General features: G+C 43.1%; 16 protein-coding genes and 2 pseudogenes. 11 read left to right on the top strand and 7 right to left on the bottom strand.

The window, feature by feature from the left end; genetic code table 11:
* Positions 1-327 precede the first annotated feature (327 nt).
* Positions 328-486, bottom strand: coding sequence for a hypothetical protein (locus tag STA7437_RS26730; RefSeq protein ID WP_171815491.1), 159 nt, complete (start codon positions 484-486; stop codon positions 328-330).
* 10 nt (positions 487-496) lie between these two features.
* On the opposite strand from STA7437_RS26730, the gene STA7437_RS23980 reads away from it, so the two are divergent.
* On the top strand, positions 497-1,423 hold the full coding sequence (locus STA7437_RS23980) for a tyrosine-type recombinase/integrase (RefSeq protein ID WP_071882446.1): 927 nt from the start codon (positions 497-499) through the stop codon (positions 1,421-1,423).
* A 13-nt stretch (positions 1,424-1,436) separates the two neighbouring features.
* On the opposite strand, the gene STA7437_RS23975 is transcribed toward STA7437_RS23980, so the two are convergent.
* Positions 1,437-2,699: a hypothetical protein gene (locus STA7437_RS23975; RefSeq protein WP_015195680.1), complete on the bottom strand. Its 1,263-nt coding sequence runs from the start codon at positions 2,697-2,699 to the stop codon at positions 1,437-1,439.
* Positions 2,700-2,846: 147 nt separating this feature from the next.
* Between STA7437_RS23975 and STA7437_RS23965 the strand changes: the two genes are divergently transcribed.
* From STA7437_RS23965 to STA7437_RS23930, 9 genes and pseudogenes are all read left to right on the top strand, one after another.
* Positions 2,847-3,065 carry a helix-turn-helix domain-containing protein gene (locus STA7437_RS23965; protein ID WP_015195679.1) on the top strand — a complete coding sequence of 73 codons (219 nt, stop codon included), beginning with the start codon at positions 2,847-2,849 and terminating at the stop codon, positions 3,063-3,065.
* Between the two features lie 95 nt (positions 3,066-3,160).
* A complete protein-coding gene (locus STA7437_RS23960; RefSeq protein WP_015195678.1) occupies positions 3,161-3,439 on the top strand; it encodes a type II toxin-antitoxin system Phd/YefM family antitoxin in 279 nt (92 codons plus the stop codon).
* A complete protein-coding gene (locus STA7437_RS23955; protein WP_015195677.1) occupies positions 3,436-3,855 on the top strand; it encodes a type II toxin-antitoxin system VapC family toxin in 420 nt (139 codons plus the stop codon). The genes STA7437_RS23960 and STA7437_RS23955 overlap by 4 nt, the downstream gene beginning before the upstream one ends.
* A 195-nt stretch (positions 3,856-4,050) precedes the next feature.
* Positions 4,051-4,869: a ParA family protein gene (locus tag STA7437_RS23950; RefSeq protein ID WP_015195676.1), complete on the top strand. Its 819-nt coding sequence runs from the start codon at positions 4,051-4,053 to the stop codon at positions 4,867-4,869.
* Positions 4,866-6,035: a ParB/RepB/Spo0J family partition protein gene (locus tag STA7437_RS23945; protein ID WP_015195675.1), complete on the top strand. Its 1,170-nt coding sequence runs from the start codon at positions 4,866-4,868 to the stop codon at positions 6,033-6,035. Before STA7437_RS23950 ends, STA7437_RS23945 begins: the two co-directional genes overlap by 4 nt.
* Positions 6,036-6,248: 213 nt before the next feature.
* Positions 6,249-6,464 (top strand): hypothetical protein, encoded by a 216-nt coding sequence (locus STA7437_RS23940; RefSeq protein ID WP_015195674.1) that lies wholly within the window; start codon positions 6,249-6,251, stop codon positions 6,462-6,464.
* Positions 6,465-6,612: 148 nt separating this feature from the next.
* Positions 6,613-6,801: pseudogene (locus STA7437_RS27585) on the top strand (transposase family protein); the annotation flags it as partial.
* A gap of 3 nt (positions 6,802-6,804) precedes the next feature.
* Positions 6,805-7,494 (top strand): transposase family protein, encoded by a 690-nt coding sequence (locus tag STA7437_RS23935; RefSeq protein WP_245562215.1) that lies wholly within the window; start codon positions 6,805-6,807, stop codon positions 7,492-7,494.
* Between the two features lie 166 nt (positions 7,495-7,660).
* Positions 7,661-7,996 (top strand): hypothetical protein, encoded by a 336-nt coding sequence (locus STA7437_RS23930; RefSeq protein WP_015195673.1) that lies wholly within the window; start codon positions 7,661-7,663, stop codon positions 7,994-7,996.
* 775 nt (positions 7,997-8,771) lie between these two features.
* On the opposite strand, the gene STA7437_RS23925 is transcribed toward STA7437_RS23930, so the two are convergent.
* Together STA7437_RS23925 and STA7437_RS23920 are read right to left on the bottom strand one after the other, a co-directional pair.
* Positions 8,772-9,425, bottom strand: a complete 654-nt coding sequence (locus STA7437_RS23925) for an NAD(P)-dependent oxidoreductase (RefSeq protein ID WP_015195672.1) — start codon at positions 9,423-9,425, stop codon at positions 8,772-8,774.
* Between the two features lie 49 nt (positions 9,426-9,474).
* Positions 9,475-10,338 (bottom strand): NmrA/HSCARG family protein, encoded by an 864-nt coding sequence (locus STA7437_RS23920; protein WP_015195671.1) that lies wholly within the window; start codon positions 10,336-10,338, stop codon positions 9,475-9,477.
* Positions 10,339-10,467: 129 nt separating this feature from the next.
* On the opposite strand from STA7437_RS23920, the gene STA7437_RS23915 reads away from it, so the two are divergent.
* Positions 10,468-11,385, top strand: a complete 918-nt coding sequence (locus STA7437_RS23915) for a LysR family transcriptional regulator (protein WP_015195670.1) — start codon at positions 10,468-10,470, stop codon at positions 11,383-11,385.
* 324 nt (positions 11,386-11,709) lie between these two features.
* On the opposite strand, the pseudogene STA7437_RS27265 reads toward STA7437_RS23915, so the two are convergent.
* The 3 genes and pseudogenes from STA7437_RS27265 to STA7437_RS25230 form a co-directional block, all read right to left on the bottom strand.
* Positions 11,710-11,892, bottom strand: a pseudogene (locus STA7437_RS27265) (hypothetical protein); the annotation flags it as partial.
* A gap of 192 nt (positions 11,893-12,084) precedes the next feature.
* The gene (locus tag STA7437_RS23910) at positions 12,085-12,864 is read right to left on the bottom strand and encodes a matrixin family metalloprotease (protein WP_015195669.1); all 780 of its coding nucleotides are present in this window, start codon (positions 12,862-12,864) and stop codon (positions 12,085-12,087) included.
* Between the two features lie 86 nt (positions 12,865-12,950).
* Positions 12,951-15,524 (bottom strand): DNA/RNA non-specific endonuclease, encoded by a 2,574-nt coding sequence (locus tag STA7437_RS25230; RefSeq protein WP_015195668.1) that lies wholly within the window; start codon positions 15,522-15,524, stop codon positions 12,951-12,953.
* Between the last annotated feature and the right edge of the window lies 1 nt (position 15,525).

The raw sequence follows: 15,525 nt of genomic DNA, 5'->3' as shown, positions 1-15,525 counted from the left end.
AGGAGAGCGAAAAAAAGTGGGAGAGATAGCTTAAGTTGATAGTCTGTTTTAGTGGGTTTGCGAAACCCTAAATAATCTTAAATTTCTTGCAGTTGACTGGTTCTGGTTAGAGATAATTTTTAATTGTGTAAGCACTTCGTTCTGATTCAGCTAAAAACTGCGCGAAATTATCTCGATAATTAATCGAGGTTTTTGTATTTTCAATAACTTTAGAGATAAATGGCATAGGCGCGTAATTATACGCTGAGTTTTTGGGTAGATGATAATGCTAATTCTCCTTAATTATACGTTCAATTAATTTTTCTATTTGATTGATGAAAAGAGGTTTTACTGCCAGAAAGATATATTATCGGCAGCAAATTCCTCTCTGCCCGCGATCTGTTGTAAAGTTAGATCGAATAGTAATTCTAACTCCGAAGTGCGATCGCAAAAACAAGTTTCGAGCTCCCGACGTAAGGGGAAAGAACGCCTCGCTATCTTACCCACCACTGAAGCGATGTTGGAGGCGTTTGTTGCTTTTTTGGAGTTGGATGTGGCTGCCGGGGATGCTGCTCCCGATACGGTAACTACCTATCTGCGTCGGGTCAATCAGTATCTCAATTGGTGTGGCGAGCAAAAAGTCAATCCGGCTCTGGCGACAGAAGAAGACCTTAAGTCCTACCGTCGCTATCTGATTGGTGAAAAAAAACTTAAATCCTCTACTATTGCCATAACTTTAGTAGCAGTTCGTCGTTTTTATACCTCGGCTGTAGCGCGAAAACTGGTCAAAGAAAACCCAGTTATGGGAATAAAACCTCCTAGAGAAAAAGTCGATGCTGCCGAACGGATTACTTTTCTCGAAGAGGAAGAACTGCGATACTTGCTCTCGATGATTCCCCGTGATGATTCTCTCGAGAGTCTGCGGGATTTGGCTCTAGTGGCAATTATGGCTTTACAAGGTCCGCGAACCTTAGAACTACACCAAGCCGATTTTGGTGATTTAATTCGTTCTGGAAAAAACTGGGGTTTGAGGGTTGAAGGTAAGGGTAATATTAGAACTATCCCTCTGCGTCCAGACTTAGCCGAGGTGTTGTGGCAATATTTAGAAGCAAGAGAAGCTCGAGGGGAAATCTTAACTAAGAAAAGTCCTTTGTTTATCTCTCTTTCTCATAAAACGCACTTTCAAAGATTATCCCGACGCGGTATTCGTTGGATTGTGGATAAGTATTTAGAAGCAGCCAATCTCAAACACGCTTCGGGCAGGACTCTTTCGGCTCACAGTTTGAGACATACTGCCGGTACTCTAGGAATAAAAGGGGAAGGAGATCTCAGGCAGGTTCAGGATTTACTGGGACATTCGGATCTCAAAACTACAGCTATCTACCTCCACGTGCGCGAACGCTATACTCATAATCCTGCTTTGAATATTGATGTGGAGATTTAGAGGATGGGGGAGTTTACTTTTCTTCTTTATCGACAACACCATATTCTGTTTCTAGCAAACTCAATAGTTTCTCTTCTATCGAAGTTAGGTAAGCTCGTTTGAGTTTGGCTAAACCATTGAGAATCCAAATAGCTGCTTCATCTAGCTTACCTGTCTCTCGCAATAAACTCATACGCACGCCTATTTCTTCCATTTGTTGGCATTCTTCAAGAGTGTAGTCGAGGGATTTTAAATGTTCTAGCTTGACAAGATACTCGCAGTCCCAAGTGTTGACCGTACAGCTAAAGTCGTGAACTGCACTGACTATACACCAGCATCCTCCTTTTCCTCGCAGTTCGAGATTATCTTTGGCAACGATTTGACAGACTTCTCCTACCCGATAGGGATTAGGCACTTTGGTTTTTTCTTTAATACGCTGCACTAGATCTCTGACAATGCGACTGCTCGGTACGACTCCACCTGCTTCTTCTACTGCCTGCTGCCAGACCTCAACTTGTTGATATCGATCTAGTTTACTCAATGGTCTGACTTGACGTTCGCTAGTGGGTAAAATGTGATCCAATGGATCACATTTTTGGGATAGGTTATCTACGACAATAGCAGCATCGATTAAAAGATAGGGGTGTCGGCGACTGTAACCAAACCGCTCGCGACAATAATCTTCAAAGGTGCTGTGAGTACTGCGGTACAATCTCCTGTCTCGCAGTTGTTGGAGTGCTTTACCTGCAACATAGAACGAGCGTTCTACCTGTCTTTCGAGATGGAGGCGTTCTTGTTGTTCTTCATCTGTAAGTTCTTCGATAACTTCAACTACAATTGCTCGTTCTGCTTTGGGAGAAGTTACTGTAGTTAAAGATGAGCTTTCTGCTTGACTTTCTGCCTGCTGGTTTGGCTCTGATAATGGTTCAAATTCAAACTTGATGACCCAAACCTCTTGAAAGGGGTCGCCATTAAAAAATCTATCGATAAATTTTTCTTGATTTAATTTGGGATATCCTTCGGCAACTAAATCGCCTTCGGGTAAATCTAGAAGGAGTTCTTGATAGGGTTTTTCAGTTAACCTCAACCACCCTACTAAGGAACCACCCCTGCGCTTGTCTTTATCGAAAGCAGCAACTGGTAAACCTCGTTCGTATCGCTTGATAAAATGTCGGGCGTGACGCTCGCTCCACAATTTTCTGATGCAAGTTTTTTTGCCTCCAATAACTGCTCGTAGCGTTTTGCCAAAAATGATTGGGTGTCCGAGTGAAGTGTTACTAGGTCGGTTTTTAGGCATAAAAAAACTCGCCGTAAGTATGGAAACCCTTGAAAAAGAATAGACTTAAAAAAGTTTCACTTCTTTTTTGCCCTCTCTGTATCTTACCGTGAAAAATTTCACACTGTCAATAATTTAGCGTTAAATATTTAATGCTAAACTAATTCTATGAATCGCAAGATGGAAATAATCTACGTGTCAAACATTGCCGAGCTACGCAAACAAAAAAAGCTAACTCAACGTCAGCTAGCAGATCTGATTGGAGTCGATCCCTCCACTATTCGGAATTGGGAGAGGAATAGAGGTGGAATTGAAACCTTTATGCGTCTGACTAAACTGTGTGAAGCACTCGATTGTCAACCCCAGGATTTGTTTAAAAGCGATTAGTTTATTTCATCTTTTTGAGTGCCGTCATATATCGATATATGATGTTTAAAATAGGAGCGAGTAGCTGAATTTTCAAGAGAACAAAGAGTTAAGCTATGTTAAATCAATATTCAACTCAGCAACTGTGCGAACAATTTCCCGAAGTTCTTCAGCAAGTCGAACGAGGAAGTTCTATAGAAATAACCAAGGAAGGAAAATCAGTAGCAATCATTCTCTCAACTGAAGAATATCATCGATTAATATCTAGACAATCGAGCTTTTGGCAAGCTTTAGAAAAATTTCGCCAACACACTAATTTAGAGGAACTAGAAATTGATTCAGATGTGTTTGAAGGAGTACGCGACTCAACCCCAGGACGCGAGGTAATTTGGTGAGTTTGCGATATCTACTCGATACTAATGTTTTATCTGAACCCTTACGACCTAAACCTAACACATCCGTCATGGAGATGCTGCGCTTACACGATGGAGAGGTTGCTACAGCGACTATTGTTTGGCACGAACTTATTTTTGGTTGTCAGCGTCTTCCCGAGTCAAAAAAACGTCGTTCTATAGAAACCTATCTCAAAGAGGTGGTACAACCTAATATTCCGATTTTACCCTATAACAAAGAAGCAGCAACCTGGCACGCTCAAGAAAGAACTCGTTTAGTCAGCCTTGGTAAAACCCCACCTTTTGTTGATAGCCAAATAGCAGCGATTGCCAGTGTTAACGAATTCGTTCTTATTACCCGTAATCTCTCAGATTACTCTGATTTTCGTGACCTTGAGCTTGAAAACTGGTATAAGTAGTAGATAAATAAACTTCAATTATTCAATGGGGTAACATCAAGAGCTAACGTATAGCTGAGATAATATGTTGCGTTCACTTCGTTGATAGTTAAGCTGTTTATAATGTTTTAATCGAAATAAGCCTTGCCTCAATAATTTTCTGTGCCATCATATATCGATATATGATGAATTCAGTTCGATTACAATGCAGGAATAATGTCGATTCGTTTAGCAGTTATTAGTAATGCAGGGGGAAGTGGAAAAACCACGCTGTCTACTCATTTAGCTTGGTCGATGAGTCAACAAAAATTGAAGGTTTGCCTGATGGATTTAGACCCTCAAGGTTCTCTGACTCTGTTCTGCGGACTCGATACTCCAGAACCCGAACACACTATTGCTACTGTACTTCAGGATAATTTTGACGGCAACTGGACTCTCACCCCTTGCTGGAGTGAATATACCGATAGAGTAGATATCTGTCAGGGAGGTATGGTTTTAGTCGCTACAGCAGATGAATTGGTAGTTCATAAGCGTGGTGCTTACGTCCTCGGCGACCGACTTCAAGATTATCCCCTGCCTCACGAGGTGCTGATTTTTGATTGTCCCGCTACTTTAGGTCCATTACCCTTAATGGCTTTAGCTGCCTGTACTCATATCGTCATTCCAGTTCAATTAGAGCCAAAATCGATTCAAGGGGCTGCCAAACTACTTGAATGGTATTACTATAATTGTCAGCATTTACGATTGAGACCGATTCCAGAAATCATTGGTTTTATTCCCAATCAGTACAACCCCAGAAGGGCAGCACACAGGGAGATTTTAAAAGCTCTGCCAGAGCAATTGCAGGAGATGAATATTCAGATTTTTGCCCCAATTCGGGACAGTACTGAATTTGTCAATGCTAGCGGACAGGGTTTACCCCTTCATCTCTATCGCAAAACTCATCCAGCAGTAGCTGATTTTCAACCTCTCGTCTCCCAGATTTTGAAAATTTTAGGCAAACCCAGTCAGAAGAAAACTAAAAAAGCTTCATGAGTCCTCGTAAATCCCCTAATCTGAATAACTTTTTTTCTGGTGCCAAACAGTCTCAGCAACTGTCTGAAGCCGAGCAAGAAATATCATACCTCAAAGCTGAAATTGAAAAGCTTCGCGCTAGTGGTTCTCAAGAATTAGAATCTCAACTTAGCGAGTTGAGAAAACAATTGGCATCAAAAGCTGGTGTTTTAGATGTTGCCCTAGAAGAAATTCAACCGAATAAAGAGCAGCCAAGGCAGACATTTTTAGCGGAAAGTATCGAAGCCATGGCACATTCCCTGGCAACTTACGGACAATTAGAACCGATTATTTTGATTCGGGAGGACGCCCCGTCCGTCCGTGGAGAAAATTTAATTATCTTTGATGGCGAGCGACGCTGGCGCAGTGCTAAGAAGTTGGGTTGGCAGTCAATTAAAGCGGTGCTGATGGAGCAACCAGAAGATTTACACAAAAAAGCCCTGTTGACTTCTCTGCATCGAGAAGATCTCAATCCTTTAGATAAAGCAGAAGCGATTGTAAGGGAATTGTCATTTCAGACTGAATTGAATGCTTCAGAAATTCCGCGTACAGTTGCAACGGCGGTTCGACGGTTGAACAAATACAAGCAAATGAATCGGGTTGTCGAGCTGCTAACGGTAAATACTCAAGAGCAATCGTCGGGTTTGAGCGAGCTAAATTTGGATGAGAACGAAAAATTATTACTTTCTCTATTACTAAATTTACAACTCAATCCAGCTTCGGTTGACGCTAATATTTTCACGATGCTCTCTTTAGCACCCGATCTTAAAGAGGCAATTCGGAATTTGGGACTAAAAGGCGTTCATGCTTTGGCGTTGAATAAGCTGTCGGCTAAGAATTTGAAAATCTCGGAGCGGAAGGCTAAATCCGTTCGAGTCGAAAAGACGAAGCAAGTCACCCTGAAAAAGCTATCGGCTGCCGAAACGCGGAAATTGGTTAATGAGGTGCTGGAGAAATATGCAGGGAGTGAAGCGAAATCTCATAGAGAACTGAAAACTATTGTTAGGGCGAAAGTTAATCTCCAACATCTTTCGGACGAAGTCTTAGCCTCTGCTGATGCTTCCCAACTAAAAGCTCTGGAGGAAGTTTTACGACAAAAATTAGCGGCGATAGAAACTGTTTTAAAGATTGACACTCCCCACGAATAACGTTAGTTCAAAACGTTTGGACAACTTTAATCATGATTGACTCTCAAGCAATCAAAAACACTTGTAATACTCTAACATTGAGAGTGAGTCGATACAACCTATAAGAAACTGAAAACCTCAAAACAACTCTGGCAAAACCCGAAGAAGAGAGAGAAACTCGAATCTCTACTATCTCAGTTAGAACAGTTAATTGAATCTGAAGCTAAAAGTGAGGTGAATAAAGCTAAGGACGAATCAACTCCTGAAACCTCAACAGAAGAATCTAAGGAAGAAACGGGACTGACAGATGGGCAACTAGCAGAGCTTTTGGGCGTGAGTAATCTAGTTCTGCGCGAGTATCGAGTTAAGAGAAAAAAACCACCTGCTGGTTTGTTAGAACGATTACAGGAGTGGGAAGTGAAAGGAGAAGGATGGGTGAAAAAGAGTTGAGAAAAGATAAACGAAGGTAAAGATTAGACTTGTCGGGAAATAAGAAGGGATAATGGCAGAAAACAGAAGTTACAAATGTTGAATATAGAGCAAGTAATCAAACAAGACAGATTGTTAAGAGCATTGACAGGCTTAAATCAAAAAGCATTTGAGTCCAAGCTCGTCAACATTTAATGAGTTTTACCAACAGACAATAACAAAACAAAACAAACAATCGAGACAAAGAGCAGTAGGGGGTGGAAGGAAAGCTCTTCTAGAAAAAGGTTCAGCCAAATTGTTCTTCATCTTATTCTATTTCAAATGTTATCCGACATTCGATTTAGCAGGATTTATCTTTGGGATGCATCGCTCAGTGGCTCATGATTGGGTACATAGATTACAGCCAGTATTAGAAGCAGCTAGAGGTCAGAAAATGGCTTTACCCGAACGAAAGTTGAATAGTATTGAAGCTTTTCTTGAAAGATATCCCAAGGTCAAAAAAGTGATAATTGATGGAACGGAAAGACCAATTCAAAGACCTAAAAATCCAGAAAAACAAAAACTTCACTATTCGGGGAAGAAGAAACGCCACACTCGAAAACATCTAGCAGCAGTAGACGAAAAAAAAAGAGTTTTAGTTTTGACTCAAGCTAGAGAAGGAAAAATACATGACAAACGCGCTCACGATGAAGATGATATTGCAGGAAGTATTCCCGAAGAGATTCCGATTGAAGTAGATTCAGGATTTCTGGGATTACAAAAACAGTATGACAACATTCATGTACCTCATAAAAAGCCGAAACGAGGTGAACTAAATGAAACTCAAAAAGCGGATGCGACCGATATGTCGTTTCACGGCATATCGCACGCGCACCAAGCAAAAGAAAATCATCTTTTGAGTAGTTCTCGTGTCATTTGTGAAAATGCCTTCGCAGGAGTCAAACGTTATGATGCTGTCAGTCAAATTTACCGCAATCGAACCCTCGATTTTGACGACCGGTTAATGTTGACCGCAGCAGGATTATGGAATTGGTATTTAATGGCAGCTTAAAGTTAATCCAGCTTGAGAATCTCTGACATTAACTTGAGTTTTTTATTTCCCGACAACTCTATTAACTAATTATCTATTTTGTCTGTCAAGAAAATCTCTCTTTAGGAGCGTGTTTATTTTTCTTATAACTGTGAAACTAAATGATAAATACAATTCACTCTCGACTATGGAAAAAGAGACGTTGTTCGATACGGACATCTCACATTGGCGAGGCAACCTCGCCAACCGTGTCCTCAAATTCTTCCGTGACAGCAATGGTAATATTGTCATCGCTCAACCACCAAACCCACCTATTATTGTCTGGGGTGTAGCTAGTTTACTCAAACTAATTTTCACAACTGGTTTGATAAATGTGGGGTTAGATTTAATAGCTTTTGGCTCTTTATTTACCTGGGCGTGGATGGAATTATTTCAAGGCGTTAATTATTTTCGCAGAACCTTGGGTTTTATTGTGCTAGTTGGATTTGTTGGATTCAGAATCTACAGCTACAACCCAGTTTGAACTTTGTTATCGACTTATAACTTATGAGCGATCGCGAATGCGCCAGCGAAGCTGACCGCGATCGCTGCTACTCCGTAGTCACGCAGTGCCTCGCTTCGCGAGATCGCACTTCATCATTTCAATGCCAAAATTCATCATCGCAGTAACAAACCCGAAGTTACCCCGACCATTTTAAAACTGATTAAAATTGGTATCGAACATTTTGAAACTGAGCGTGCTTGAGTAGAGAGAACACAAAAAAACCTCGGCGCACATACCAAGGTTTATTAGAAGAAATCCAATAAATGTTGACGAGAGATTAAAAATTAAGCTGATTAGCTAACTGCAAATGAAATTAAAACTACGGCTGTAATGAAGCTAGCTGCGACCGCAGCTTGTTTAAAATAGTTTTTTTGTTCCCACACTGTTGGATATTCTTGATAAGTAAGGTGTCGTCCCCTGAATCGAATTCAAGGGCTTGTAAACCCCGTCACTTTGGGTTCAACAGCTTAGTTGTTAAGGAGTTCCGTTGTCTAATTGAGGGATGGCATAGAGGAATCGCCAGTAGGCAATAGCTCTAAGAGGAAACTATAGACGCGAGCGCAAAAATTAGCATCTAACTCTAATTTATGCAGTCTTTTCCTTAGTTCTGGTTCAAAAAACCGCTACATAGACTCATTTTTAGTTAGAAGCGGATGCTCTTTGGGTTTATCGGCTCTGCCGCTGCCAAAGGTGAGCTTGTTGAGAAAAACCAACTTTTTCGCGTTGCTCCCTTCACAGCCTCGATAATATTTTCTCACTCAGAAATCAGCGGGGTTTGGTGTAGATAGAGATCGTCACTCAGTTGTTTCAGGACAAAGGCTGCGGTGTCAGCACGGGATATTTTACTAGCGGTCACATTAATTAGGTCAGTAAAAACGCGATAGTTACCAGTCGCTGCTCCATTGTGGAATGGAGCGGGACGAACAATAGTCCAATCCAAACTGCTGTCGCGAACCACGGCTTCTTGACGGTCTTTGTCTTTGTAAATTTCTTTAAGCAACAGTGGTAAAATCAGCCTGTCATAGATGAACCCACCGTGTCCTTTGCTATCTCCTGCACCCAGACCTGTGATACAAACCAACCGCCGCACCCCTTGCTGCTGCATCGCTTGAATCAGGTTTTTTGTTCCCTCAGAAAGTAGAGTGATAGGTTTGCGGCTAAGTTTACTGCCCAATGAACTCACAACAGCTTGCTGACCAGACATTGCAGTTTGCAAAGAATCAGGATCGAGGACATCGCCCTTCAAAACGTGCAAGGGAAGCGAAGCCGTTCCCTCTGTAGAGTCATCGGGTTGCTCAAACTTGTCAGGATTGCGAACTAGCACAGTTACTTCGTGTCCCTGAGCTAGGGCTTGTTGCACGAGTTTTTGTCCAGTCGGGCCTGTCGCACCAATAATTAGAACGTTCATCTTTTTCTTATGTGTTTTAGGGTTTACTTTTGGAAATGCTTTTGACTGGTTATGCCCAACCGCGATCGCGCAAATAAGAGTCAAAATCGCTCAACTTAGGGAAATCGCGTTTCAATTGAGCGAGATCTGCCTCGTAGCCGACTGCTTCAAACCAGCGATACATCGTCGTGAGTTCGGCTCCAACTTGCTGCTCGAACGCCTCAAATGGAATTTGCTGGTACTCGACGTTTTTTGCGAGTACTCGGCTAAACGCTGCTGAAATTTCAGTCATCGTCATTTCGACACTGGCAACTTCTATTTCGCGACCTAAGAAGTCGGCAGGGCGTTCAAACACTAGGGCGACCATTGCCCCATAATCTTCTTCAGAGAGTTGCTGTAATTTGGTGTCAGGGCGAAGCGGTTGGGGAAGCGTTCCCGATTCCACTACTGGGCGCAACATGTTGTAGTTATAAAAGAAGAACACAGGACGCAGAATCGTATGAGGCAGTCCGATCGCTCGAATGTACTCCTCGACTTGAAACTTGCTGTCAAAGTGTGGAATGCCTGTATTACGTTCTGCGCTGCCGACTGAGCTATAGACAAAATGTTGGATGTTTGCTGCTTTTGCCGCATCTGCAACCGCTTTACCCTCACAAATTTCGGTTTCCGCTCCGCCTCGGAAGTCCTGCATTGAAAAAATACCCGCGACTCCTTGCATTGCCCGGTCGAGGGAGACCCGATCGCTAAAATCTCCAACCGTTAGTTCTGCACCTGCTTGCTGAAGTACCTGAGCCGCACGCTTATTCGGATCGCGTACCAGCGCACGCACCTTAAATTTACCGCGCTGTAAAAGATGGCGCGCTACTGCACCGCCCTGATTGCCTGTCGCTCCAGTCACTAAAATGATTTGTTCTGTGTTACTAAGCTGTGTCATATTCGATTGCTCACGCTTGTTGGTGGCTTTGAAAGTTATCTGGCTTTAATCTAACTTGTGAATAAATAGAAAAAAAGTAGTTAAAATTCAAAACAGTTATGCAAAAAGTTCAAAAATTAAAAGGCAGCGATGGATAAACTCAAAAGCTTGATGATTTTCATACAGTCTGCTCAAAGTGGCAGCTTTTCTAAAACAGCTAGACACCTAGGCATGGCTCCATCAGCCGTGAGTCGCGCTGTATTACGATTAGAAGACGAATTAGGAGTACGCTTGCTACAGCGCACGACTCGCAGTTTGACCCTAACTGAAGACGGCGAACAATTCTATAAACGCGCTCGACACATTCTCAATGATTTGGAAGAAGCTGAACTAGAAATCAAGCAGTCACAATCTAGACCGACTGGAACGTTGCGGTTAGATTTAAGCTTTACGTTTGGCAAACTGCACATTGCTCCGGCGTTGATGCAATTTGCAGCACGTTATCCTGAGCTAAGTTTGAATGTTTCGTTTAACGATCGCTTCGTGAACCCGATTGAAGAAAACATTGATGCAGTAGTACGAGTCGGAGTGCCCAGTGATAGTAGCTTAATCATGCAGCACCTAGCAAATACGCAATACACGACCTATGCTTCGCCACAGTATCTAGCTCAATATGGGATACCGACAACCCCTGCTGAACTATCGCAGCATCGCTGTGTCAACTTTATCTTTCCACAGACTCGACGAGACGTAAATTGGAAGTTTGAACGAGACGGAAAATCAATGGAGCTTCCGGTAGATGCTTACCTGCGCTTCGACAACTCAGAAGTCGTTTTGGATATGGTGATTCAGGGTGCAGGAGTAGCGCAAATGCCAAAGTTTATGGCGGCGATCGCAGTCGCGCGAGGCGAACTTCAACCGATTCTTCAAGACTATATTCCCCAGACTGAGTTACCAATCTCTATACTGTATCCGCAAAAGCAATATCTTTCAGCGAAAGTTCGTGTGTTTGTGGAGTTTATGAAAGAGTTAATAACTGCATTAAAACAATCAGATATCGTAGGCTGAGAGTATTAGAAGCGTGTCAACTGAAGCTTAATTAAACCTTTGTTGGGCGAAGAGTTGGTAGTGTAACAATAAATATTAGACCTTTTGCAAAATAGTTTTTATCGTAGATTAGAGAATTTTATCTTTCCTCTTACCTTTATTACTCAAAACCTTCAATATCTCTTCAACTGGTACTTTCTCATTGTTCATCTTTGCGATAAGCGATCGCTTGAAAGTGTGTTTTTGAATTTGCCAACAGTATCACAGTATCCGTATCTCGGCTCTCCCTCAGTAAACACAGACATGAGCCAAATAATAACTCTTGAAATTACGGTAATAACTTTAATGAAACGCAATTAATATTATCATAATTTCACTCAGACTCATTTGAAGGGAGCGTCTACGAATTTTTAGTCCTTGAGATAATTGTTGCGGTCTGCGAAGCAGCTCCCTGCGGGATCGCCATTGAGGTTCAAAACTGAGACAGAAATCGTCTAGGTCACAAAACAATTCTTCTAAAATGAACATGGGATGGGAGTGCTGAATCAATTACATTTTCAGCTTACTACTCCCTCCTTTTCTTATCCCAAACTCAGGTTGATTACTTTCGCCAACAGTATCTTCCTACTCTCATACGGTGAAAGCAATTTCGTCGTCTAAGATGAAGTAAAAGTTTCCGAGATCGAACTTTCGATGTAAAACGATCGAACTGAATTAGATCTAGAAAGTTGTATGAAATGCTTTTATCGATCTAATTGGAATTTGATTAATCTTCGTTAACTGACCGCTCCATACCAGTTCGTACAGGCGTTTGAGATCTGCCTTATCATCGTCGGTTAACTGACTTTTAGGGCCATAATTCATGATGCTTACTTCTCTGTCTACCCCAAAAACTACGCTGGGAGCATCAGTTTCGCTGATTTTGGCAAAGAAGTGCCGCAATCCAAAGATATGACCGATTTCATGAATTAGCGTGTTAACCTGCGTTTGCTCAGTCCGAGCGAGCATCTGCGGGTAAATCACTAATTGATTATTTTGGAATGGGTTTGGGAAAAAAGCACTTGCTAATACGCACCCGTTGCGATCGCACTCATCATTTCTTCTGACTAAGATCTCGAAGTCCCATAATTGGCTATTCTCTTCAAATTTAATCGGAGCAGCATCACCCCAAGCACTGAAAGCACGGTCAAACAGTCTTCTAATCGATGCTTTAGCCGCTTCTGGATTTCTGAAGGCGAGGAAAGAGCGTTGTTGAAATCGCCACCGCAACGTTGTATTTTTTTCCCAAAGTGGAATAAATCCGTTTGTGGCATCAAGGACAATTTCGGGTCCACGTGGTTCGATATATCTGGGTTCGGTGTCGCACACTACTCCGTCACCAAAGACATGAACTTGGGAGTTTGATTTTTGAGCTATCTCTTCTGGAGTGAGCAACTCAAATTCATTGGTTTGTGCCAAATCATTATTTGGCTGGTTTTCGTTTGTGGGGTTATTTGTCATATATCACCTTTATGTTGAAATTTTAAAAAATAAGGATTTGATCGCGTATCCAACTTCAGTTAATGATAATGATTAAGAACTAACAATTAACTGAAGCAATCATCGGACGTGCAGATCCAACCGATCGGATCGTGAGTAAAGTGGAGTACGGGAATATCTTCCCCACCCACATCGAAAGCATCCCGTGCGGAAATCCACTCACCTTTGAGTTTCAGTTCGACATTTTCACGGATACCCGGAACGCGATCTGCCAGACCTCGACTGTCGCCAAATCGAATTGCTACCCTGACTTCTTGCCCATTTTCCCTTGCTTCCTCAACCTCAGCTTTTGCTGCTTCGGTTCCAGAAATCCATTTATTAGGAACGATCGTAAATTGCTGGTGTTTGGCTCCATTGAGATCGTCGGCAAATACGCGAGCCACTCTAGCCTCAATCTCGACTATTTTCCGTTCGCGCTTTTTGGGCTTGGGAGGGGTTCTTTTCTGTACTGCTGATTCTTCAGCAGTATCGACGGTCTGCTTTCGCCTCTCCCAGCGATCAAGGAACTCACTGATCGAAGTATAGCGACCAAATCCATGTCCGGCGACAGAGAAGCGACGGAGGAAAAGCGTTTCGGGCGAAGTCACCAATAACCGATTTTCTCTGGTCTCCTGGGCATAAACGTCATAATTGGCAAGATTTCCAAAGTCGAGTCCCGTCAATTCCTCGATCGTGGTGACAGTTGAAATGTAGTCTTTACTGAGCCGAGCAGGCCAATCCCAGATAGCTTCGCGAGCATCGCGCCGCGCCGCAAATAGCAAATCCATAGCTTCGCTCTGATCCGCCAAAATAGCAATAACTAGCGGTTTATCGTCTTCTACGCGAGCGACAATTTTCCAAAACTGTCTTGGTAGAGCGATCGTCCCAAACTCCTCATCGTCATACGTGGGATCGTCTTCCCCAAATACTGGCCCGGTAATCACTGTAACCCGAAGGTTAGAGTCATCAGCAGCATTGAGAACGTAGTTTTCAATTCCCTGCCAAGCTTGTTGCGATCCATTGAAGGCTGTCTGCACTTGAGGGCAGGCATTGGTGTGGTGAAATGTATCATTGTTGGCGCGTTCGGCGGTTTCGGCTCGTCCCCAGTTAGGATCTTCCCGTCGAGTCAGATGTCCTCTGGCAAAGAAGTCTCCACCTCGTAAAGCGTTTCGCAACCTTCGATAGAAGGCATCGTTAAGTTGGCTCTCTTCTGGTACGCGAGGATCGATCGCCCAATTTTCCGTAGCCTCTGGCCCACTTGTAGCTTTTCCGCTATCGCGATCGACACTGATGCGCTTAGACCCATCAATATTACAAATAGAAAAGAAAGCCATTCGACGTTCTGCATTCAGTACGACACTAAAATGCTGATACTTAAGTTCGTATGGATTGTCGCTACTACCAATGCCTCTTACCCGTGCAGCCTTGCTGCTCTGAGTAGCATTTAATTGAGGCATAGGAACGAGAAAATTTTCTAGAAAGCTTTCGTTGTAACCCCGCCGATTGGCATAGACGGGATCGATCCGGCTAGCAGGTCCGCCCCTTCCGCGTTCTTCAGTCCTCTCAGAATCTGTAACGTTCGACAAAATGTTAACAGGCAGATTGGGCAAAATAGCTTGAGGTCCTCCAGTATGGCGAATTTCGACTATACGAGTGCCAAAATCTTGCAGTGGTGGAGCGTTAAACGCTTCTTGGAGTAATTGCTGCTGACTGCTATTCATTCTGCCTGATCGCGTTTGCAATTCTGTGACGATCGCACTGATCCGAATTCCCTCATTTACATTTGTGTCAGCCGATTGCTCTCGGTGTGGCGATCCCCAATGATGGAGTGCGACAACTTGCCATGCATCGTTAAAAACTGGCGAACCCGACGACCCACCTTCTGTATCAGCAATGTAATGTAGAACATTATCGCCTCGATGTACGATCCGGTTTTCCCGCAGTACGACTTGTTTGTAATAACCGTCGGGATGTTGAACGATCGTAACTGGTTCTCCCACCGAGTGCTTTGCACTGCTGGAACTAATCGGACAACAACCAAAGTCGGTTAAATTTACTCCGGGAGTAAGCTGCCGACCCAAGGCAATCAGCGTAAAATCTAGATCGTCTCGATCTTCGGTCACGAAGAAAGTGCTGGAGTCGAGTTCAAATCTGATGGGAGCGGGCGCGGTTTCCCCCAATCTGATTTCATAACGAAATTCTACTATCAGTCCGGTAGCACGATCTTTGTCTTCAATTACATGATTGTTGGTCAGCAACAACTGATCGGATACGAGGAATCCAGTCCCTCGGGGTTCACCATCTCGGAAAATAATTCTAGCGACGGCATTACTGGCAATTCGCCCAGCTTCGAGCCAAGCTACGCCGACGTAATCAGCAGTATTACCTTGAATCGCTTCTGCCTTGCGTAAAGACTCTCCTGTAAGTCCTAGATCGGCAGGGTTTTCATAATTTACAATTTTTGCAGCAGTTGCAGCATTGACGTTAGCGACAACCTTCACTCGCTCTAAAGCTCGATTTAGGTCTGTTTCTGCCCTGAGCGAAGTACCGTTGGCGATATGTTCCTTAGCATTTTGAATTCGATCGCGTGCGGATTCAACCCTTCTACTTGCCGCCCGCTCGATTCGATCTGGTATTTTCATA

The organism is Stanieria cyanosphaera PCC 7437 (assembly GCF_000317575.1).
Classification (GTDB): domain Bacteria; phylum Cyanobacteriota; class Cyanobacteriia; order Cyanobacteriales; family Xenococcaceae; genus Stanieria; species Stanieria cyanosphaera.
The sequence above is the reverse complement of the archived record's forward strand: the minus strand, read 5'-3'. Positions and strand labels throughout refer to the sequence as shown.